The 19827-nt window shown below is 70.0% G+C and carries 21 protein-coding genes; 10 read left to right on the top strand and 11 right to left on the bottom strand.

Annotated elements, in window-relative coordinates; all coding sequences use genetic code 11:
• Positions 1–8 precede the first annotated feature (8 nt).
• The 3 genes from ACWD3I_RS37050 to ACWD3I_RS37040 all read left to right on the top strand — a co-directional run bounded on the left by ACWD3I_RS37050 (position 9) and on the right by ACWD3I_RS37040 (position 2292).
• Positions 9–809 (top strand): SAM-dependent methyltransferase, encoded by an 801-nt coding sequence (locus tag ACWD3I_RS37050; RefSeq protein WP_365396700.1) that lies wholly within the window; start codon positions 9–11, stop codon positions 807–809.
• A 42-nt stretch (positions 810–851) separates the two neighbouring features.
• Positions 852–1382 (top strand): hypothetical protein, encoded by a 531-nt coding sequence (locus tag ACWD3I_RS37045; protein ID WP_365396703.1) that lies wholly within the window; start codon positions 852–854, stop codon positions 1380–1382.
• Positions 1383–1530: 148 nt separating this feature from the next.
• A complete protein-coding gene (locus tag ACWD3I_RS37040; protein WP_365396706.1) occupies positions 1531–2292 on the top strand; it encodes a PIG-L deacetylase family protein in 762 nt (253 codons plus the stop codon).
• 24 nt (positions 2293–2316) lie between these two features.
• On the opposite strand, the gene ACWD3I_RS37035 is transcribed toward ACWD3I_RS37040, so the two are convergent.
• Entirely contained in the window at positions 2317–2682 is a 366-nt protein-coding gene (locus ACWD3I_RS37035; RefSeq protein ID WP_365396709.1) for a hypothetical protein, read from the bottom strand.
• Between the two features lie 86 nt (positions 2683–2768).
• On the opposite strand from ACWD3I_RS37035, the gene ACWD3I_RS37030 reads away from it, so the two are divergent.
• Complete coding sequence (locus ACWD3I_RS37030; protein ID WP_365396712.1) at positions 2769–3152, top strand: barstar family protein; 384 nt, start codon at positions 2769–2771, stop codon at positions 3150–3152.
• Between the two features lie 39 nt (positions 3153–3191).
• Here the strand turns inward: ACWD3I_RS37030 and ACWD3I_RS37025 are convergent, their stop codons facing one another.
• Positions 3192–3881, bottom strand: coding sequence for a DUF6882 domain-containing protein (locus tag ACWD3I_RS37025; protein ID WP_365396715.1), 690 nt, complete (start codon positions 3879–3881; stop codon positions 3192–3194).
• 183 nt (positions 3882–4064) lie between these two features.
• On the opposite strand from ACWD3I_RS37025, the gene ACWD3I_RS37020 reads away from it, so the two are divergent.
• Positions 4065–5042, top strand: a complete 978-nt coding sequence (locus tag ACWD3I_RS37020) for an endonuclease/exonuclease/phosphatase family protein (protein ID WP_365396718.1) — start codon at positions 4065–4067, stop codon at positions 5040–5042.
• Position 5043: 1 nt separating this feature from the next.
• Here the strand turns inward: ACWD3I_RS37020 and ACWD3I_RS37015 are convergent, their stop codons facing one another.
• The 5 genes from ACWD3I_RS37015 to ACWD3I_RS36995 form a co-directional block, all read right to left on the bottom strand.
• On the bottom strand, positions 5044–5847 hold the full coding sequence (locus ACWD3I_RS37015) for a maleylpyruvate isomerase family mycothiol-dependent enzyme (RefSeq protein WP_365396721.1): 804 nt from the start codon (positions 5845–5847) through the stop codon (positions 5044–5046).
• Positions 5848–5976: 129 nt separating this feature from the next.
• The gene (locus ACWD3I_RS37010) at positions 5977–6420 is read right to left on the bottom strand and encodes an SRPBCC family protein (RefSeq protein ID WP_365396724.1); all 444 of its coding nucleotides are present in this window, start codon (positions 6418–6420) and stop codon (positions 5977–5979) included.
• Positions 6421–6422: 2 nt separating this feature from the next.
• Positions 6423–6773 carry an ArsR/SmtB family transcription factor gene (locus ACWD3I_RS37005; protein ID WP_365396727.1) on the bottom strand — a complete coding sequence of 117 codons (351 nt, stop codon included), beginning with the start codon at positions 6771–6773 and terminating at the stop codon, positions 6423–6425.
• A complete protein-coding gene (locus ACWD3I_RS37000; RefSeq protein ID WP_365396730.1) occupies positions 6770–7228 on the bottom strand; it encodes an SRPBCC domain-containing protein in 459 nt (152 codons plus the stop codon). The genes ACWD3I_RS37005 and ACWD3I_RS37000 overlap by 4 nt, the downstream gene beginning before the upstream one ends.
• Positions 7229–7322: 94 nt before the next feature.
• Complete coding sequence (locus ACWD3I_RS36995; protein WP_365396733.1) at positions 7323–8801, bottom strand: oxidoreductase; 1479 nt, start codon at positions 8799–8801, stop codon at positions 7323–7325.
• An 80-nt stretch (positions 8802–8881) separates the two neighbouring features.
• Between ACWD3I_RS36995 and ACWD3I_RS36990 the strand changes: the two genes are divergently transcribed.
• On the top strand, positions 8882–9601 hold the full coding sequence (locus ACWD3I_RS36990) for a leucine-rich repeat domain-containing protein (protein ID WP_365396736.1): 720 nt from the start codon (positions 8882–8884) through the stop codon (positions 9599–9601).
• A 44-nt stretch (positions 9602–9645) separates the two neighbouring features.
• On the opposite strand, the gene ACWD3I_RS36985 is transcribed toward ACWD3I_RS36990, so the two are convergent.
• Both ACWD3I_RS36985 and ACWD3I_RS36980 read right to left on the bottom strand, forming a co-directional pair.
• Positions 9646–10071, bottom strand: a complete 426-nt coding sequence (locus ACWD3I_RS36985; RefSeq protein ID WP_365396739.1) for a VOC family protein — start codon at positions 10069–10071, stop codon at positions 9646–9648.
• 53 nt (positions 10072–10124) lie between these two features.
• Positions 10125–10868 carry an SDR family NAD(P)-dependent oxidoreductase gene (locus tag ACWD3I_RS36980; protein WP_365396742.1) on the bottom strand — a complete coding sequence of 248 codons (744 nt, stop codon included), beginning with the start codon at positions 10866–10868 and terminating at the stop codon, positions 10125–10127.
• 69 nt (positions 10869–10937) lie between these two features.
• Between ACWD3I_RS36980 and ACWD3I_RS36975 the strand changes: the two genes are divergently transcribed.
• The 4 genes from ACWD3I_RS36975 to ACWD3I_RS36960 all read left to right on the top strand — a co-directional run bounded on the left by ACWD3I_RS36975 (position 10938) and on the right by ACWD3I_RS36960 (position 13729).
• A complete protein-coding gene (locus ACWD3I_RS36975; protein WP_365396745.1) occupies positions 10938–11636 on the top strand; it encodes an HAD family hydrolase in 699 nt (232 codons plus the stop codon).
• A gap of 42 nt (positions 11637–11678) precedes the next feature.
• Positions 11679–12155 (top strand): iron chaperone, encoded by a 477-nt coding sequence (locus ACWD3I_RS36970; RefSeq protein WP_365396748.1) that lies wholly within the window; start codon positions 11679–11681, stop codon positions 12153–12155.
• Between the two features lie 28 nt (positions 12156–12183).
• Entirely contained in the window at positions 12184–12957 is a 774-nt protein-coding gene (locus ACWD3I_RS36965) for a 2-phosphosulfolactate phosphatase (protein WP_365396751.1), read from the top strand.
• 82 nt (positions 12958–13039) lie between these two features.
• On the top strand, positions 13040–13729 hold the full coding sequence (locus ACWD3I_RS36960) for a haloacid dehalogenase type II (RefSeq protein WP_365396754.1): 690 nt from the start codon (positions 13040–13042) through the stop codon (positions 13727–13729).
• A gap of 47 nt (positions 13730–13776) precedes the next feature.
• Here ACWD3I_RS36960 and ACWD3I_RS36955 read toward each other — a convergent pair whose 3' ends face one another.
• Both ACWD3I_RS36955 and ACWD3I_RS36950 read right to left on the bottom strand, forming a co-directional pair.
• Complete coding sequence (locus ACWD3I_RS36955; RefSeq protein WP_365396757.1) at positions 13777–14415, bottom strand: hypothetical protein; 639 nt, start codon at positions 14413–14415, stop codon at positions 13777–13779.
• A gap of 73 nt (positions 14416–14488) precedes the next feature.
• Complete coding sequence (locus ACWD3I_RS36950; protein ID WP_365396760.1) at positions 14489–19699, bottom strand: family 43 glycosylhydrolase; 5211 nt, start codon at positions 19697–19699, stop codon at positions 14489–14491.
• Positions 19700–19827 lie beyond the last annotated feature (128 nt).

Here is a 19827-nt window from a genome sequence, read left to right as displayed (position 1 = left end):
AGCGCAGGGTGACAGGGGACGGCGTGCGTGCCGAGGAGATCGACACCAGCAGACCGCACCCTGCCCGGATCTACGACTATCTCCTGGGCGGCAAGGACAACTACGAGGTCGACCAGCGAGCCGGCGACGAACTCGCCGCCGCCGCACCCGAGGTACGGATCGGCCTGCGCGCCAACCGAGGGTTTCTCCGGCGAGCCGTCCGCCACGTCGTGGCCGAGGGTGGCGTCCGCCAGATCCTCGACATCGGCACCGGCCTCCCCACCTCGCCGAACGTCCACGAGATCGCCCACGAGGTCGCACCGGACGTGCGTGTCGCCTACGTCGACAACGATCCCATCGTCAAGACGCACGGCGACGCCCTGCTCAGCAGCGACGGCACGACCAGCATCGTGCTCGGTGACCTCCGGGACCCGCGAGCCGTCGTGGACCACCCCGACATCCGCCAGGTCATCGACTTCGACGAGCCGGTCGCCCTGCTCCTCGTCGCGATCGTCCACTTCCTGACCGACGCGGACAAGCCCCAGGAGATCCTCGCCACCCTGCGCGACGCACTCCCCTCCGGCAGCTACCTCGTCCTCTCCCACGCCACCGGCGACTTCGCCGACCGCACGGCGGCCCAGGCCGTCTACAACAAGGCCTCCGCCAGCCTGAACCTCCGGTCCCACGCCGAGGTCGAGCGCTACTTCGACGGCTTCGACCTCATCGAACCCGGCCTCGCCCAGGCCCCGTTCTGGCGCCCGGACACTCCGCCGCCGCCCGGATCCGAACTGATCGGCTTCTACGGCGGCGTGGCGCGCAAGCGCGACTGATCGCCGCACCAGGTTCAGCACGGCCGGCGAAGGGGGAGCGCGGTGGTGGATCAGTGGGGCACGCTGTTGGGTGTACTGGTGGGTGCCGTGGCGTCGTACGCGGTCACGGCCCTGACCGAACGGGCCCGGTGGCTTCGTGTGCAGGCCGAGCGCTGGCAGGAGAAGAAGTTCGACGTGTACGCGCGTCACAGCAACGCGCTCAAGGAAGAGGTCGGGATCACGCAGCGCATCGGAGCGGCCCTGGGGTACGCGCATGTCGTCGACCCGCTGGAGCCCGCGGAAGGGCTGCCCCTGCCGGCCGAGGCCGAAGCACGCCGGGCCACGCTGTGGGAGTCCGTCCTCCTGGTGGGCGACGCGGAGACGGTGGTCGCCGCGCGCTCGTGGCACGAGGCCGTCTGGACCCTGGAGTTGCATGTGCGGGAGCAGCGTCAGGACGCGCAGGGATGGACCCGGGACTCCCAGCGGCTGAGCCGGAAACGCGACGCGTTCTACACATGCGCCCGGAAGGAGCTGGGGGTGGCCGGTCCGCCACCGCCGTCCGGCAACTGGCCCCGCGCCTGGCAGCCCGCCTAGGGGACCGCCGACTGACCGCCGGAGCAGGTCCTTGGCACGTGACCGGCGTCGGCCTGCGGCATTCCGCTCCTCCGCGGGACGGCACGGAACCGAGTGGTGCCGTCCCCGATCCATCCATCCCACCACTCGCCTCGGAAGGTGATCACCCGTGCCCGTGCCGAGCCTGCTCGCCGTCTTCGCCCACCCCGACGACGAGTCCCTGTCGGCGGGCGGAGTACTCGCCCGCCACGCGTCCGCCGGCGCGCGCACCGGGGTCGTCACGGCGACCTGGGCGGAAGACACCCCGCGCGCCGCGGAGTTGGCCGAAGCGCTGCGCATCCTCGGCGCGGGCGCCCCGCGGATGCTCGGCCACGCCGACGCGCGTGCACCCCGATCGGCCCCGGGCCGCCCGCGGTTCTGCGATGCGCCGCTCGACGACCTGGTGCGTCAACTGGTCGCCCACATCCGGGAGTTCCGACCCGACATCGTGATCACCCACGATGCCTACGGCGGCCTGACGGGCCATCCGGACCATGTCCACACCCACCGGGTCACGACACTCGCCCTCGAGGCGGCCGGCCTCGAACGCCTCTACCCCGACGCCGGCGACCCCTGGCAGCCGAGAGCCCTGTACACGGCCACGCATCCGCACTCCGCCATGCGGTCGTGGGGCAACCACTGGGCCCCGACGGGCAAGGCGATGCACACCGTTCCCGACGAGCGCATCACCGCGACGGTCGATGTCCGCCCCTGGCTGGAGCAGAAGATCGCCGCCGTCCTGGCCCACCGCACCGAGGTGACCCGAGGAGCCGCCCCGGGCCTGATCGCCGCCCTCCCGGCAGCCGACCGTGAACTGCTGCTGTCGACGGAGTGGTACATCCGCCACGACCTCGTCTCCACGGGAGCGGCGCAGACGGAACTGACGTCCTGAGACCCTCGGCGGTGGACTCCTCTGTCACGCCCGCTCGCCGTGCCGGGACCGCTGAGCCACCAACAGAGCAGTCATGCCCACCACCCCCAGGATCCCGGCGGAGCGGAAGGTGCGTGAGGAACGCCAGGACAGTACCGACCACTGCGACTGCGCGGACAGGCACGACCCGGTGCTCAGCCATGATCCGAACGAGACCAGCGACAGCGCCGACCCGATCGACCCCACGGACAGCGCACTCCCGATCGATCCGACGGACAGGGCCGAGCCGACCGACCCGATGGACAACACCGATCCCACGGACCCGATCGACAGCACCGAGTCCTGCGACCACAGGGACAACACGGAGTTCGAGCCGGCGCACTGTGTCGACGATCCGGATGTTTTGGTCATGAGGCCATCCTGCCCGCCGCTCCGGAGGATTCGCACCCGATACGTCCCACGAGGATGCTCACCGGGCGGCCCGTATTCTCCGGGGCGTGACAATCACGTACGTACTGGACGGCTCGCGGGTCACAACGCTGGAGGACTTCTGGCTCGTCGTGGGGGAGACCATCGGCGACGAGGGGTACTTCGGGCGTAACCTCGACGCCTTCGTCGACTGCCTTCGCGGAGGCTACGGCACGCCGGAGGACGGCGACTACGTGATCGAGTGGCGTGATCACGAGGTGTCCCGCCGTCACCTCGGCCACCCCGAGACCGTACGGCAGCTCGAGATCCGGCTCGCGCGCTGCCATCCGACGAACCGGTCCTCCGTGAGCGCGGAACTGGCGGATGCCCGCGCAGGACGCGGGCCCACCGTCTTCGACCGGCTGGTCGGGATCATCGAGGGCGAGCATCCGGGCGGACTACGCCTGCGCTGACCGGCCCCGCAGCGAGCCTCGGAACCCCGGCCCGGTCGCTCAGGGCAGCACCTTCACCTGCACCCCCGAAATCCGCCCCACCGCGTCGAAGCCCACCTCGACCGCGTTGCCGGCGCCCAGGTCCGCGACGATCCGGTCGCCCTCGGAGCGCTGGGGCACATCGTGGTGGTCGAAGTAGCCGCCGACGACATGCCGGGCCGAGTACCCGATCAGCCCCGCTCCTGTGAGCAGTGTCCGGGGCAGCGTGACCGGGTCCAGGCCGGCGCGGGGGACCCGGGCGTCGTCGGGCAGGAAGTAGACCTGCGTGGCCGGTCCCGCCGGAACGCCGATGTACCCGGGCGCCTCGGCCACCCCCATTCCCGTGAAGGCGAGCATCTCGGCGGCCCGCCGAGGATCGGCGAACCCGGACAACGGCACGATCTCCTCGGTCAGTTCGGCGATCCCGTGCACCCGCCCGTACCGTCGGACCGCGCCGGTCAGCGCCACCACCTCGGTGCCCCGCAGACCAGGATTGGCCCAGCCCCACATCCAGGACTGCTGGTCCATGTCGTACGTGCCGAGCACCGCCACCCGCAGCTCCAGCTCCCCCTGCTGGTACAGGCAGGAGGGCAGATCGGCGGTCCACGGCCCCTCGGGCAGAAACGCGCCCAGCGCGTCGAGCTGGGCAGCGCCCCACGCGGCATGTCGTTCGGCCTCGAGCAGGAACGCCTCGCTGAATTCGCTCACCATGCCCCGAGCCTATGAAACCGCCGGATCACACCTCGAACAGGGTCGGCCCGGCGAACGAGAAGCCAGGTCCCGTCGGCTCGCCGGGTTCGGCCGGACGAGGCGCGTCACCGTAACGGCCTCTTGCTCCCCCGTGTGCGATCTCGCAGGCTCGAAACGCTCTGTTCCCAGCGTCGAGGAGGATCTGTGCCCGCTGAAGCCGACATCCTGGCGCCGCCCCAACGGGTGGTCGAACGAGTCGAACGCTGGGACGCGTTCCTCGACGGAGCGGTCCCGGCGAAGGACGCCGGGACCAACCTGCTGATCGCGACCTGGAACCTGCGCGCCTTCTCCGACCTCACCAAGGCCTGGACCACCCCGGAGGGTGCCTCGCCGAAGCGGAACTTCACCGACATCCACCTGATCGCGTCGGTCATCCGCCGATTCGACGTCGTGGCGGTGCAGGAGGTGCGCGGCAACCTGCGCTCCCTGCGCTACCTGCTGAAGGTCCTCGGCGACGACTGGGCGTTCATCCTCACCGACGTGACACGGGGCAGCGCAGGCAACAGCGAGCGGCTGGCGTTCCTGTTCGACACCCGCAGGGTGAAACCGTCAGGTCTGGCCTGCGAGCTGGTGGTGCCCCTCGAGGAGGACGCGGGCGTACCCGCGACCGATCTGGAGAAACAGTTCGCCCGTACGCCCTACGCGGTCAGCTTCCTCTCCCAGGGCCAGACGTTCACCTTGGTCACCCTGCATGTCCTGTACGGCGACAAGGCTGCCGACCGGGCACCGGAACTGCGGGCGATCGCGCGGTGGCTGGCCTCCTGGGCGGAACAGGAGTTCGGCTGGGACCACAACCTCATCGCGCTGGGAGACTTCAACATCGACCGTGCCGGCGACCCGCTGTTCCAGGCCTTCACCTCCACCGGCCTGGTCCCCGCCCCGTCCTTGGACGGCCTGCCGCGCACGATCTTCGACGACCCGGGCGCCGAACACTTCTACGACCAGATCGCGTGGTTCACCAAGGGGCAGAAGCGCCGACCGGTGCTGACGCTGGAAGCCCTGGCCGGAGGGCACATCGACTTCGTGCCCGAGCTGCGCGGCGACCGGACGCTCAACGAGCTGTCCTGGCACATCTCGGACCACTTTCCGCTGTGGGTGGAGTTCGGGATCCCGGCCCCCTGAGCTATTTCCGGAGCCAGAAGCCGGAGCGCTCCAGCCACAGGGACAGCAGGGCGCCGTCCCCGAACACCTCGACGGACGTGCCGGCCGGGGTGCGGCGGCCGTAGAGCAGCAGAACGAGGTCGGTGAGCGGGGCACGTACCGCCACCGCGGCCTTGGCGTGGGTGTGGCTCCAGGTGATCGGCACGCCTGTGAGGTCCACCAGCCATTCGGCCCGGGGCGCGTCGGTGGCGTGCAGGTGCAGGGTGCGGCCGGGTCCGGTGAGCGGCGGGGCGTCGGGCCCGGCGGCCTCCAGGACCCGGGGCAGTGCGCCGAACCCCATCCACTCGTCCAGGGCGTCCCGCGCCAGCTCCTCCCGTACGGCGAAGGGGGCGCCCGTGACGAAGGCGGCGTCGGCGGCGTGCAAGGTCGTCTCATGGGCCATCCGCCGGGCCCAGAAACCCGCGACGCCGCTCGGCGCGACGGTCCACACCGGGGCGTCGGGACCGGCCTCGCGCAGGGCTCCGGTCAGCTCCGCCGCCCCCTCGGCGAGCCAGGCGTCCAGGTCGGCGGCGGACTCGGGACCGGGCGAGAAGACGTCGTCCACCATGTCGTGGGCGACGGGACCGGTGGCTCGGTCACGGACGATCCGCGCCGCCCACCGATGGGTTCCCCCGACATGCCGGGCGAGCTGGGTGAGGCTCCACCCGGGACAGCTGGGGACGGGGGTCGCGGCCGGCCCCGCCTCGGCGGACCGCACAGCGGCGCGCAACTCGTCGGCCCGGGAGCCGATTTCGGTGCAGTAGACGTCGTGCTTCACATCACTCACCGAGCCACCGTAGGACGGACCGGGCTCCCGCTCAACGCGGATTCACGACTGGCTCCGCACACCGGCCGCGCGGTAGGACACGTCCACCCGAGAGATCCGCATCCCCCTCGACGGGGTCATCGCAGTTCTCTAGTGCCAGTCGCTGATCCGGACATCGGCTGGTGCCGGGCTGCCGTGTCCCGTCTCGACGTACTCCTTGAGGCTCATCAGGAAGAGCGCCCACTTCGTACTGCAGTGGTGCATGAACTCGACCGGCTCGCGCCAGCCCTCGTGCTTGAACAGGACGATCGTGTACCCGTCGGTCCGACTGAAGGTCCAGTCGATCTCGGTGCCGATCCATTCCGCGGGGCCGTCCGTGACGCGCCACCGGACGTGGCCGGCGGGGTCGAGTTCCAGGATCTCCATGTCAAAACCGCCGACGTCGCCGAAGCGGAACGCCAGTCGGCCGCCGACCTCGCTCTTGCCCGTGGTGTCGGTGGTCCACCAGCCGGCGAGGCCCTCGGGGGTCGCGACCGCCCGGTAGACGTCGTCCAGCGGCGCGACGGCGCCGATGCGATGCAGGATGTCGACCATGGTCATGCTCCTTCCGTGGTGGTACGGCTTCGTTGGATCGTTTCCGCGATGTGCTTGATACGGCGGAGCCGGGCGTCCCAGGTGGCGCCGACCGCGGCCAGTTGCGCGACCGCGCGGGCGAGTTGGGCCTCGTCGACGCGGTAGCGCCGCTCCCGTCCGGCCGGCTCGGCGTGGACCAGCCCGACCCGGTCGAGGACGGCGAGGTGCTTCGCCACGGCCTGCCGGGTGACGGGAAGGCTCGCGCTGAGCGAGGTGGCGGTACCCGGTCCGGACGCGAGGAGCAGGTCGATCATGGTGCGCCGGGTGGGGTCGCCGATCGCAGACCACAGGTCGTCGTCGACCGGCGTGCTCATCGGGTCGACGCCAGCCGTGCGGCGTATGCGCCCAGCCGGGGGATGTAGTGGTCCCAGCCGCTCACGTGATCGCGGTACTGCTCCTCGAGTACGGCGATCTCCCAGCCCATCTCGCGGAACCCGGTCTCGGTCATCCGCACCAGGGTCCCCGTCTGCGTCGGCACGAGATCGAAGGTGACCAGCAGTGAGTCCCCGCCGCGTTCGGCGTCGGCGTAGCACCACCGGAACGAGAACCGCTTCGGCGGGTCGACCTCGACCACCGTGAACGCGACGGTCTTGGTCTCGCCCGTCGCCTTGTCGCGCCAGAAGAGCTCTCCGGGTGCCCCTTCGGCGGGCTCGAACCGGGCGTCGTCCGGCCACCACTCCCGCATGTGCTCCGGTCGGCTGACGACCTCGAAGACCACGTCGGGCGACGCGTCGACGTGGAGGTCGCGCTCGATGCTTCCGTACTCCATACCCGGCTCCCTTTTGCAACCATCGGTTGCGTATCAGGGTATGACCGAACGCGCCATCATGCAACCATCGGTTGCGAATCAGGGAAGGGAGGGATCAGCTCCGGTTCAGGGTCCGGGTGATGCCGGCGAGTACCGCCGTCGTGAGGATCCAGCCCGCCGCGATCAGCGAATACGACAGCCAGGCGGCCGTTCCGCCCTCCCAGTACCAGGACGTGCGCTGGCCGAGACCGCCGATGGGGATGAGCAGGTCGAGGGTGTAGACCAAGGGGTTGAACGGGGGCACCTGGCCGGGCTCGGTCGCCGTGGGGGAGTGGGTGGCGAAGACCGTGGAGCCGAGCAGGACGAGCGCCGCGAGCCACACGCCCGCACGCCACGGGCGGTAGCCGTAGCCGACGGTGGCCTCCAGGAGGTGACCCCACAGCCGGGCGGGCAGCGACAGGGTTCTTCTGCGATGGCGCTGCTTGGCCAGCAGAACCCGCCGGGCGTCGTCGTCATGGCCGATCTGCCGGTACCAGGCCGCCAGCTGCTCGTACGGCTGGGCCGCGTACCCCGGATGCCGCCGCACCCACGCCACACGTCGCTCCACGGACGACGCCTGGAGCTCGCTGCTCTCGTGCAGGGAGCCGTAGGTGAAGCCCTGCAGTCGTACGGTCTTCGGCCAGACACCCTCCCGGTCATGGAAGGCGACGGCCTGGGCGTCCTCGAGATCCACCACGCCGGACGGCGGCTGGGCCGGGGTGAAGACGACGACTCCCGCCTGCATACGGGCACAGTCGAGCGCCGTGCCGTCGGCCCGCAGCACCGCAGCGTCGAAGGTCACCTGGTCGGTGATCTGCGTGCCCCGCAGACTGACCGTCCCCTCGGCCGTGAACCCCTCGGACAGAGCCATGCTGCTGACCACCGCATGGTCGGCGAGGAGCGCCACACCCCCGGGATTGTGCAGCCGCGCCCGCTCCATGTGCAGGCCACCGAGCAGCTGGGCGCCCACGAGTCGCACGCCGCCGTGCACGGTGGCGGTACGACAGAACAGCCCGCCTTCCATGACGAGCCCGCCGGCGAACAGGGCCCATTCGCCGGGATGTGACAGCACCGCGTGGCTGAGCGCCAGCTCACCGGTCAGGCGCGCATTCAGCAGCTTCACGGCACCGCTGACGACCGTGTACCGCAGAGCGACCCTGCCCTCCACCCTGGCCATGCTGAGGTCGAGCCCCGGCAGTCTGCTGCCCTTGATCTCGATCGTCCGGGTGGTGGCGCCGTACAGTCCGGCGCCCCGCTCGAACCAGCACCCCTCGAACCGCATGACATGCCCGATCTCGGCCCCGCCGAGCTCCAGGCCCCCGCTGATCCGCGCGCCCGCGAGCCGCAGCGCGGGCACCCCTCCCGGCCGGGCCGGATTCGCGCCGAGGAGCAGGGCGGCCACGACACCGGCTCGCACGGTCCGCTCGTCGCCCCAGCCGCCCCCGTTGTCGGGATCGTCCTGCGCCCCACCCGTACGGAAGTCCACCAAACGGCCCGTGGGATACGCGTCCCACAACCGCCGCTCCGCCGAACTGAGTTCCTCGTACGCATACACGCCGGAAGAGTAACGGGCAGGAGCCGCAGGTGATCGACACTGGCCCTGAACCGTTGGTGCACCGGAAGGAAGAACACATCGTGGCGCACGTCCTGAACCTCTGGCGTCAACAACTGGGCCAGGTACCCGAGTCGGTGTGGGAGCGGACCGAGCTCCAGGTGCTGATCCTCGCGGACAACGGGCTCACGGAGCTCTCGGCCGGAATCGGGCGACTGCACCGCTTGACCACACTCGACCTCGGCCACAACCTCCTCCCGGCCGTGCCCGAGACTCTCGGAGACCTGACCGGCCTCGACGGCTGCCTCTATCTGCACGACAACGAGTTGGCCGAACTCCCCCAGTCCCTGGGCGACCTGACCCGGCTGCGCTACCTCAACGTCGGGGAGAACAAGCTGACCGCACTGCCGGAAGCCATCGGCCGTATGGCCGGGCTGATCGAACTGCGGGCCCAGCACAACCAGTTGACCGAACTGCCCGACAGCCTCGGTGACCTGCGCAGCCTGCGCGAACTCTGGCTCCGGGGCAACGCGCTCGAAAGCCTCCCACCGACCGTGGCCGACCTCCAAGAACTGCGCCACCTGGACCTGCGCGAGAACGCCTTCGCCGAACTCCCGGAGCCCCTCACCGCACTGCCCCGCCTCCGCCACCTCGACCTGCGCAGCAACCGTCTGGTCCGACTGCCGCGCCAGGTGCTGGAGATGCCCGCCCTGGAGAAGCTGGACCTGCGCTGGAACGCGTGCGAACCTCCTGCGTCGCTGCTGGCCGAGCTGGAACGGCGCGGATGTGTCGTCCTCCTGTAGACCCCGAAGGCGGCCGGACTGCCGTCACCTGCGGGCACCGTCCCTCAGACGACGGGCTCACCGACGCCCAGGAGGTTCCCCTCGCTGTCCCGGAACCAGGCGGCGCGCTCGCCCCGGGCGCCCTTGCCGGGATAGTTGCCCTCGACGTCCGCGATGGAGTCCTTCGTGCGGAGACCGGGCACGTCGACGTCCTCGAACACCACGCCGCGCCGCTTGAGCTCCGTCACGACGGCCTCGATGTCGTCGACCTCCCAGCCCATCTGTGTGAAGGTGCCGGCCGAGGATCCCGTGGAGGTGAAGAGGGCGAAGTCCGTGCCCGAGCATCGGTACAGCAGCCCGCCGGGTCGTTCGTCGACGGGCTCCAGCCCGAGCTTCTCGGCGTAGAAGTGCCGGGCCCGCTCCAGGTCCTGGGCGGGTAGGCGGGTCGCCACGCGTCCCCGGGCCAGCATGTTCCTGCCGTCTGTGTCCATACGTCCACTGTGCCGTCGGGCGGCGCGGAGCGCAGGGGAGGCGGTGCGGCCGCTCAGGTGAGGTTGAGTCCGCCGTCCAGGATGATGACCTCGCCGGTGAGGTAGGTGCTGGCGATGACCGAGGCCACGAGGCCGGCGACGTCGGAGGGCCGGGCGGGGCGGCCCATGGGGGCGCGGTCGCGCCACAGTTCGTGGGCCTGCGTCCAGTCCTTGGTCATGGGGGTGTCGACCAGGCCCGGGGCGATGGCATTGACGCGTACATCGGGTGCGAGGGCGGCCGCGAGGAGCCGGGTGACGTGGTTGAGCGCGGCCTTGCTCGCCGCGTAGGGCACCGACGAGCCCTTGGGGCGCACCCCGGCGTGACTGGTGATGTTGACGACGGAGCCGCCGATGGGGGACCGGCGCAGCGCGGGAAGAGCGGCCGTGCACAGCACCCAGGGGGCGATCAGGTTGACCTCCAGCAGTTGCCGCCAGTCCGCCGGTGTCGCCGCCGCGAGGTCGTGGTGGGGGATGGGCCGGCTGATGCCCGCGTTGTTGACCAGGACGTCCAGCCGGCCGTAGTGGCCCAGCGCCTCCGCCACCAGGGCGCGCGCCTCGTCCTCGACGGCCAGGTCGGCCTGCACATACGCACCGTCGAGCTCCGCCGCCAGCGCCCTGCCCGCTTCCACGCTGCGCCGCGAGTGCACGACGACACGCATCCCGTCCGCCGCCAGCCTGCGCGCGACGGCCTCCCCGATGCCCGAGGTGGAGCCGGTGACCAGGGCGACGGGGCGATCCGCTTGTCCGATGCTGCTCATGCTTGCGGATCTTGCCATGCCTCCCGGAGCCCGACGCCGCAGCGGGTGGCCGACTGGCATCATCACCGGGTGATCAGCGACGGCATACCGCCCAGCCCCCGCAAGCGTGTCCTCCTCGACGTCGACGGCACGTTGATCGACGCCGTGGACAACCAGCGTCGCGTATGGGCGACTTGGGCGCGTCGCTACGGACTGGACGCGGACGGCGTCTACCGCGTGGCACTGCGCACCCGTCCGATCGAGACCTTCGCCCAGGTCGCTCCCGACCAGGATCCGCAGGACTGCCTGGCCGCTCTGCACGAACTGGAGGATGACGACGTCCGTTCCGGTGAGTACTCGGCCTTCGACGGAGCGGCGGAGCTGCTGGGCACCCTGCCGCCGGGGGCATGGGCGCTGGTGACCTCGAACTACGAGCACCGGGTACGCGGACGGTTCGCCCGTACGGGCCTGCCGGTCCCGTCCCTCGTCGTGGACGCCGCCGCGGTCCAGGAGGGCAAGCCGTCGCCCGAGCCCTATCTCCAGGCGGCCCGGCAGCTCGGAGTGCGGCCGGCGGACTGCCTGGTCATCGAGGACGCCCCGTCCGGGGTGGAGGCGGGACTGCGGGCCGGCATGACGGTGTGGGGCGTCAATGCCGCGGTGCCGGTGACCGGCGTACACCGCCACTTCGCCACCCTGCGCGCAGCGGTACCGGAGATCCTCGCCTTCGCGGAGTCCCCTGGGCTGCATCCGATCAGTTTCGGAGAAGCCGCCGCGCCGGGGAATTCCTAACCTGGTGTCACCCCACCAGGGCTCGTACGAGAGGAATCTGCCATGAAGAGCTCCCAGACGTCGGACAAGAGCGGCGGCGCGGCAGGCGAGAAGTACGACGGCTTCACGGAGGAGGAGCGGGGCGCGATGAAGGAGCGCGCCCAGGAGCTGAAGGCGTCCGCGCGGCGGGGCAAGGGGTCCGCCAAGGCGGACCCGGAGGCCGACGTACTGGCGAAGATCGCGGAGATGCCGGAGTCGGACCGTGTCCTGGCCGAGCGGCTCCACGCCGTCGTCAGGGCGAGCGCGCCGGAGCTCGCGCCCAAGCTCTGGTACGGCATGCCGGCGTACGCCAGGGGCGGCAAGGTCGTCTGCTTCTTCCAGAGCGCGCAGAAGTTCAAGACGCGGTACGCCACGCTCGGCTTCAGCGACCTGGCGAACCTCGACGACGGCCCGCTGTTCCCGACCGCCTACGCGCTGACGGACCTGACGGGCGACACCGAGGAGCGGATCGCCGAGCTCATCAAGAAGGCCGTGAGCTGAGGCGCTGACGCTGTCAGACTCGGCCGGTATGAGCGACTGGTTCCTTCAGAAGGTGTACGGCGTGCGATTCGAGTGGGGTCCGTCCGGTGCCCAGCGGTTGGGGCCAGAGGCCGCCTGTCTCGTGGTGGTGGACGTGCTGTCGTTCACGACGTCGGTGAGTGTCGCCGTCGAGGCGGGGACCGAGGTCTTTCCCTGTGCCTGGGGTGATGAGACAGCGGCGGCCTTCGCCCGGGAGAAGGCGGCCGCGCAGGCCGTGGGCCGGCGAGCCGTCACTCCGCAGTCGCCGTGGTCGCTGTCTCCGGCGGCGCTTCGGAGAGCCCCGTTCACTCCCCGGCTCGTGCTGCCCTCACCCAACGGGTCCGCCATCGCGGCGGCGGCGGGTGGTTCGACGGTCGTCGCCGGGTGTCTGCGCAACGCGTCGGCCGTCGGACGCCGGCTGGCTCTGCACGGCTATGGAACGGGGGAACGTCCCGTCGCGGTGATCGGCGCGGGGGAGCGGTGGCCGGACGGATCCCTGCGTCCGGCGCTGGAGGACCTGCTGGGAGCCGGTGCCGTGATCGCCGCCCTGGAAGAGCAGGGTGTCGGCGCGTTGTCGCCGGAGGCGGCCGCCGCGAGGTCCTGCTTCACGGGGACTCCCGACGTGGCCGCCGCCGTGACCGCCTGCGCCTCGGGCCTCGAACTGGCCTGTGGCGGCTTCGCGGACGATGTGGCCGTCGCCGTCGAGGTGGACGCCGCCTCGATCGTGCCCGTCCTCACCGACGGAGCCTTCAGGCAGGGACAGGCGCAGCCTCGGAGCGCGTAGCCGGTTCGGGAATCAGGGTGGCCGCTCGTCGCGTTGCCCCCAGGACCGCTCACCCGTCCCAGTTTCGTCCAGGAGACCTCCCATGGCAGAGCCGGAGATCGACGCCGTCGTGTTCGACGTGCTCGGCACCCTCGTCGACGAACCCGCCGGTCTGCGAGGCGGTATCCGTGAGTTCGCCCCGAAGCTCGACGATCCCGGGATCGAGAAGCTCCTGGCGCTGTGGCAGCGGCACATCGAGACCGAGCAACGCCGCATCCTCGGTGGCGCTCGGCCTTACGTCCCCACCGACGTACTGGACCTGGAAGCCGCCCGCGCGGTCGCCGACGCCGCCGGAGTCGACGACCCGGCGGCGGTGACGGCGCTGTCCCTGTCGGGTCGCCGGCTCCCGCCGTGGCCCGACACTGTCGCGGGGCTCGCCCGGCTCGCCGAACGGTTCCCGCTGATCGGACTCTCCAACGCGAGCCGGACGGCGCTCCTGGGAATCAACGCCCACGCGGGACTGCGCTGGCATCAGGCTCTGTCCGCCGAGGACGCCCGGACCTACAAGCCGGCCCCGGCCGTCTACCGACTGGCTGTCACCGTCTCCGGCCTACCGCCGGAGCGACTGCTGATGGTCGCCGCCCATGCCTGGGACCTGCGCGGAGCGCAGAGCCTCGGCCTGCGCACCGCCTATGTGGCCCGCCCGGTCGGCGACCCGCCCACTCCCTCGGACCGATTCGATCTGCACGCCGCCGACTTGAGCGACCTCGCCGACCAGCTCGGCCCCATGTAGGGGAATGCCTGGGGGGTTGAACACCCCCAGGCATTCCCGGCCGTGGGTTACAGCCCGTCACGCACCATGGCGGCGACGATCTGTACATGGCGGTCGGCCGCCGTACCGGACATCTCGTTCTCGTAGTTCAGGCCGTAGGGCCAGAAGTGGCCACCACCCGTGGACAGTTTGGCGCTGGAGCCGTCGAACTGCCTGACCAGTGCCGTGGCTTGCGCGCCGGTCCAGGTGCCGCTGCCGCCGAGAGCGGACCAGCCCGAGCTCGTTCCCACTCCGATGGTGTGGGCGATCTCGTGCAGGGCCGTCCTCTCGGTCATGTAGCTGCGGTTGCCGAAGCGGATGGTGCCGTTGAGGTTGCCGTCGGCGGTGGGCACGCTCGGGTCGTAGCGCACGGTGATGCTCTTCCCCAGGTCGCTGAGGTTGTTGTAGCGCGCCACGGCCGCGTTCATGGCCGCCGTGATGAGGTTGTACGCCGTCTGCTGGTCCGCCGTGGGGTTGCTCGCCCGTTCCAAGGTCCAGGTGATGGTGGCCGCCGCCACCTGCTCCTGTGGAACGGGCGCTGCCTTCGGTGCCGCCTGCGCGACGCCGGGCCCCGCGAGCAGGGCCGCGGCGAGCGCGGTGACGGCCAGTGTGTTGCGCCAGGGTATGGCCGTTCGAGGACTGTGCTCCTTGTTCTGACGTGGGCTCATATGAGGTCCTCCTGTGGGGGGTTGGCCGTCGAGTGTGGGGGGGACGGCATGACCGGTACGCCCGGCCGGGGGTTCACTCCCGACGGTCGCCGATGGTGACCAGTCCGGTGATCTTCGAGCTGGTGACGTTGTCGTAGACGACATCACCACCGGACTTCTTCCAGATCCTGACGTGGAAGCTGTCCGGGGTATCGGTGGCGGTGACCCGGAAGGCGTAGCCGTCGGCGCCGTTGACCGTGCCGGTGCCCTGGTAGACGGCCTGGGAGCCGGTGACCACGAGCCAGTCGGAGCCGGTGGAACGGAACTTGAGCTTGGCCGGACCGAAGTCGAGGGACATCTGCCCGATGGGGACGGAGGTCAGCTGCGTGTAGAAGGCGGTGAAGAAGAAGGCGGCCTTGCCGGTCAGCGTCGGCTTGGCGGGGTAGGCCCCGGCCGGCGAGGTGAAGAGGCCGGTGCCGAACGCGTGTCCGGCGGCGCGGTCGTAGACGATCAGCTCGGGGAGCGTCCTGCTGTCCGAGGCGCCTTCGTCGTCGGTGACGGTGATCACCGGCTTGCGGATACCGGCCTTGCGGTAGGTGTGTTCCGCCCGGCAGCCGGACGCGGTGACCGTGCCGGCCGTCGGCGTGGTGCCGTCCTTCCAGTCGACCGTGCAGGTGTGGGTGTCACGGGTGCCCGGATCGGTGAACTCGGCCGTGACGACCGCCCGCTTGCCCACCGACACCGGGGACTTCGGTCCCGTGGCGGAGGTGAGGGCCGGTGCCACGTTGGCGACCTTGACGGTCGCCGTGTCGCTGCTGCGGCCGCCGGTCAGCGTCACCTTGAACGTGCCGTCGTCGGTGCAGGTGAGCGTCGTGCTCGCGGCCCCGGCGTCGGCGAAGGTGCAGGGCGCCCCCGCCTCGGCGGTCCACTTGGCGGTGCCCGCGCCGGATACCGTGCCGTTGAGCTGGATCTTGTCGCCTTCCTTGCCGGAGGCGTCCGCGCCGGCTCGGGCGATGGTGACCGGGTCGATGCTCTCCAGGGTGGGGACGACCTTCTTGATCAGGCCGTCGGCGTCGAACTCCATCTTGTCGATGGTGGTTTCGCGGTGCATGCCGTCACCGCCGGGGATGGCGAAGCGGTGGTAGACGATGTACCAGTCGTCGGTGTTCGGGACGTGGACCACCGAGTGGTGGCCGGGGCCCTTGATGCCGAGCGAGAGGTCCTTCTCCAGGATCACGCCCTGCTTGGTCCAGGGACCGGTGGGCGAGGAGCCGGTGGCGTAGGCGACCTGGTAGTTCTCATCACGTGTGTCGTTCTCCGACCACATGAAGTAGTAGGTGCCCTTGCGCTTGATGACGAAGGAGCCCTCGTTGTAGTTGCTCGGCGTGATGTTGGTGACCTTCGAGGCGTCGAAGGAGACCATGTCGTCGTTGAGCGGGACCACATAGGCGCGGCCGTTGCCCCAGTACAGGTACGACGTGCCGTCGTCGTCGGTGAAGACCGCCGGGTCGATCATCTGGCCCGTGTAGTCACCGGCCTTCAGCAGCGGCTTGCCCAGGGCGTCCTTGAAGGGGCCGGTCGGCGAGTCCGACACCGCGACACCGATGTTCGCGTCGGCGCAGAAGTAGAAGTAGTACTTGCCGTTCCGCTCCTCCATCGCCGGCGCCCAGGCGCGGCTGTCGGCCCAGGAGACATCCGGACCGAGGTCCAGGATGACGCCGTGGTCGGTCCAGTGGACCAGGTCCTTGGAGGAGTACGCCTTGAACTGCGTACCGCTCCAGCCCTCGAAGCCGTCGGTGGTCGGGTAGATGTAGAAGGTGTCGCCGAACCTGACGATGTTCGGGTCCGCGTTCAGGCCCGGCAGCACCGGGCTCTTCATCTCCACGGCCGACACCGTCCAGGTGCGCTTCTTCCCGTCCGAGCCCGTGACCTCGTACGTCAGCGGCTTGCTGAAGTCGCGCAGGGTGCCGGAGGCGGGGCTGATGGTCGCGCCGTGGGCGAGGGTGAACTCGGGTGCCAGGGCGGTGACATCACTGCCCGGGGTGAGCGGCAAGACGATCTTGCTGCTCTTGTCGGTGATGATCGCGTCGGTCTTCAGTGCCGGGTGGGTCGCCCCCGCGATCCCGGTGGTGTTGCCGCTGAGCTCCAGGATCTCAGCGGGCGTCAGGGCCCGGTTGTAGATCCGGAAGTCGTCGACCTCGCCGCCGAAGTACGGGTCCGGGGAGTACAGGGACTTGCCGATGTAGCCGGAGTAGTCCTTCGCCGAGTCGTAGAGTTCGGACGGCTTGACGGTGACACCGTTGACCCGGGCCGCCTCGGCGCCGTCGATGTAGAGGATCGCCGTCTCGGTCGCGCCGTCCAGCGTGACGGTGATGTGCTTCCACTCGCCGGCGGTGAGCTGGGAGCCGCCGATCATCTGCTTCTCACCGGACCAGGTGGCCTTGGTGATCGCGGAGAACAGCTTGCCGCCCCCGTTGGACGGGGTGGCGAACAGATACTTGTTGCTGTCCGGGCCGAGTCCGAACAGCCACTGGAAGTTGTCGCCGCCCTTCCACTTCACGTACGTGGAGACGGTGACACTGGTGGTGTCCTTCAGGACCCCGTTGGGGATCTTGACGTACGGCGAGCTGGAGCTGCTGTTGCCGCCGGACATCTTGAACGAGCCGCCCTCGACGCCGGTCCCGAAGTCGGGCGTACGGACGTAGGTGCCGTGGTAGCCGTGGCCGCTGGAGTCGCGGGCGATGCTGCCGCCGGTCTCGTCGAAGTCGTAGTGCAGGAGCAGGTCGGCCGGGACATCCGGGCCCTCGGTGGAGACCGTGACCTCGGCGTTGACGTCGATCGCGGAGTCGCCCGCCAGGTCGCCCTTCACCGTGAAGACGCCGGCCTGCGCGTACTGCGATGCGGCGACGTCCTCCCAGGTGACGGCGACGGGACGCTTCACGCCGTCCGCGGACTCGGCGATGACGGTGGCGGGCAGGACCGGGGCGTCACCGATGCGCGTCTCGACCTTGACGTCCTCGGCGCTCGTGATGATCTGGTCCGGCTGGTACGTCTTGAGCAGCCGGTCGTACTCGGCCTGGGTGACCGGGAGCACCGTGCCGTGCCGAGGCTTGGACGGCAGGTCGTAGCCGGTGGACGGGGTCCAGACGCCGGAGGCCAGGTCCGTGGTCTCGAAGGGGATGTAGCCGCGTCCGCCGAACTCGTCGAGGAACGCGTACCACTTCTCCTCGGTGTTCGACTTGAACACCAACGGGCCCTCGGCCGCGCTCATCTCGCCCTTGCCGATGCCCTCGGCGACGGCGGTCCAGGAGAGGTTGCGGAGCGTGTCGCTCTTCTCCTCGAAGATGAACTTGCTGTTGGGCGTGGAGGAGCTGTTGTTCCGCTCGTCCTTGGAGAGGCGGAAGTACGTGCCGTCGTGCTGGATGACCGTGGAGTCGATGACCGAGTAGCCGCGGTCGACCCAGACCTTGGGCTCGCTGAAGGTGTAGAAGTCACGGGTCGTCGCGTACATCATGCGGTTGTACGTGTCGCCGGAGTGGGCCTCGTTGTCGTACAGCTTGGAGGCCCAGAAGACGACGTACTCGCCGAGCTTCTCGTCGTAGTACGCCTCGGGGGCCCAGGTGTTGCCGGCCGAGTCGGGGGAGACCTTCACCAGGCGCTGGTTGGTCCAGTTCACCAGGTCGGTGGACTCCCAGACCATGATGGACTTGCTGCCGGTGCGCTGCGAGGCGTCCCAGTCGCCGTTGCCGTAGATCCTCAGGTCGGTGGCGATCTGGTAGAACTTGTCGCCCTCGGGGGAGCGGATGATGAACGGGTCGCGCAGGCCCTTCTCGCCGAGCGTGGAGGTCAGGACCGGCTTGCCGTCGTTCAGCTCCCGCCACTTCAGCGGGTCGTTGCCCTTGCTGAGCGCGGAGTAGAGCTGCTCGCCGTCCGAGGTGCCCTCGCCGGTGAAGTAGCTGAACATGTAGCCCTTGAGGGCCTCCTTCTTGGGCAGTTCCGGCACCTTCGCGGTGAAGGCGCGGGTCGTCGTCGCGTCGCCCTTGGTGACGGTGGCGGTCAGCTCGACGGTCGTGGTGCCGTCGCCGTGCGCGGGCCGGTGGACCACGCCTTCCGCGGAGACGACGTCCGTGTTCGCGGAGGACCAGAAGACCTTGGTGCCCAAGGCGCCGTCGGCCGGGAGCGTGAGGTTGCCGCGGACGTCGTCGAGGTTGTGCACGGACAGTGCCTCGGCGGCCTGCTGGACGGCGGTCGTGTCGTCGACGGCGGGCAGGACCGTGACCTCGAAGGTCTTGGTGGCGCTGAAGGTGCCCTTCTTCAGGGTCGCCGTCAGCGTGGCGTGGCCGTCCGGCTCACCGGCGGCGGGGCGGGTCACCGCGCCGGAGTCGGAGACGACGTCGGTGTTGTCGCTCTCCCAGGTGATGGAGGAGCCGCCGGCCGTGCCGGTCCTGGGCAGGGTCAGATCGGCGGTCACCGCGCTGGTGTCGCCCAGGGTGAGGGCCGCCTTGTCGTCGGCGACGCCCTGCTCGGCGATGGGGAGGGAGAGCTGCTCGACCTCGGAGTCGGCGAGTGCGCGGTCGTAGACCCGGAAGTCACGGATCTTGCCCTTGAAGAGCTTGTCGCTGGTGTAGACCGACTTGCCTATGTAGTTGGCGGTCGTGGTGCCCGAGCCGATGGAGCCCGGGGTGGTGGTGACCGAGGTGTTGCGGCCGACCTCCACGCCGTCCTCGTACAGCACGGCCGTGGTGCCGGTCTGGGTGTAGGTGAGCTGCTTCCACACCGAGCGGGTCAGGTTGTGCGAGTCGGTGGGCCGGGTGTTCTGCTCGGTCGACCAGTTGCCGGAGGCGATGGCGGTGCGCAGCGAGTTGCCGGTGGCGAAGAGGTAGCCGTTGCCGGCGCCGCTGGTGGTGTTGCCGAACCCGTAGATGAAGTACGGGGTGGTCTGCGACTCGTCCATCAGCACGTCCATGGAGACGCTGATCGAGTCCATGCTCTTCATGACGTCGTTCGGCACCTTGATGTAGGTGTCCGAACCGTTGAAGGCGAGGCCCTGGCCGTTGCCCGTCCAGCCTGCGGTGCCGTTGACCGTGCCGTCCCGGCCGTTGCCGGAGGCGTCGGTGACGGTGGTGCCGGAGGAGGCGTCGAGCTTGTACCAGAGAGCCAGTCCGTCGGTGACGTCCGCGGTGTCCGCCGCCTGCGCGGGGACGAGGGGTGCGGTGAGGCCCAGGAACAGCGATGCGACGGTCAGGCCGGCGAATCGGCCCGTCCGGCGTCTCGCGCGGGTGCGCGGACGTGCGAAGTACGTCATGTGGGGTTTCCCTGCTGAGGCATGGCTGACGGGGGAGGGAAGAGGCGTGGCGGAGCAGGCCGTCGACGGGGGTGGCCTCGGCGGTGGACACCCTGGCGTTTCGGCTGTGTGACGTCGTGTTGCGAGAG

The sequence above is a fragment of the Streptomyces sp. NPDC002817 genome (genome assembly GCF_053592055.1).
This window is presented reverse-complemented; position numbering and strand designations above follow the sequence as displayed.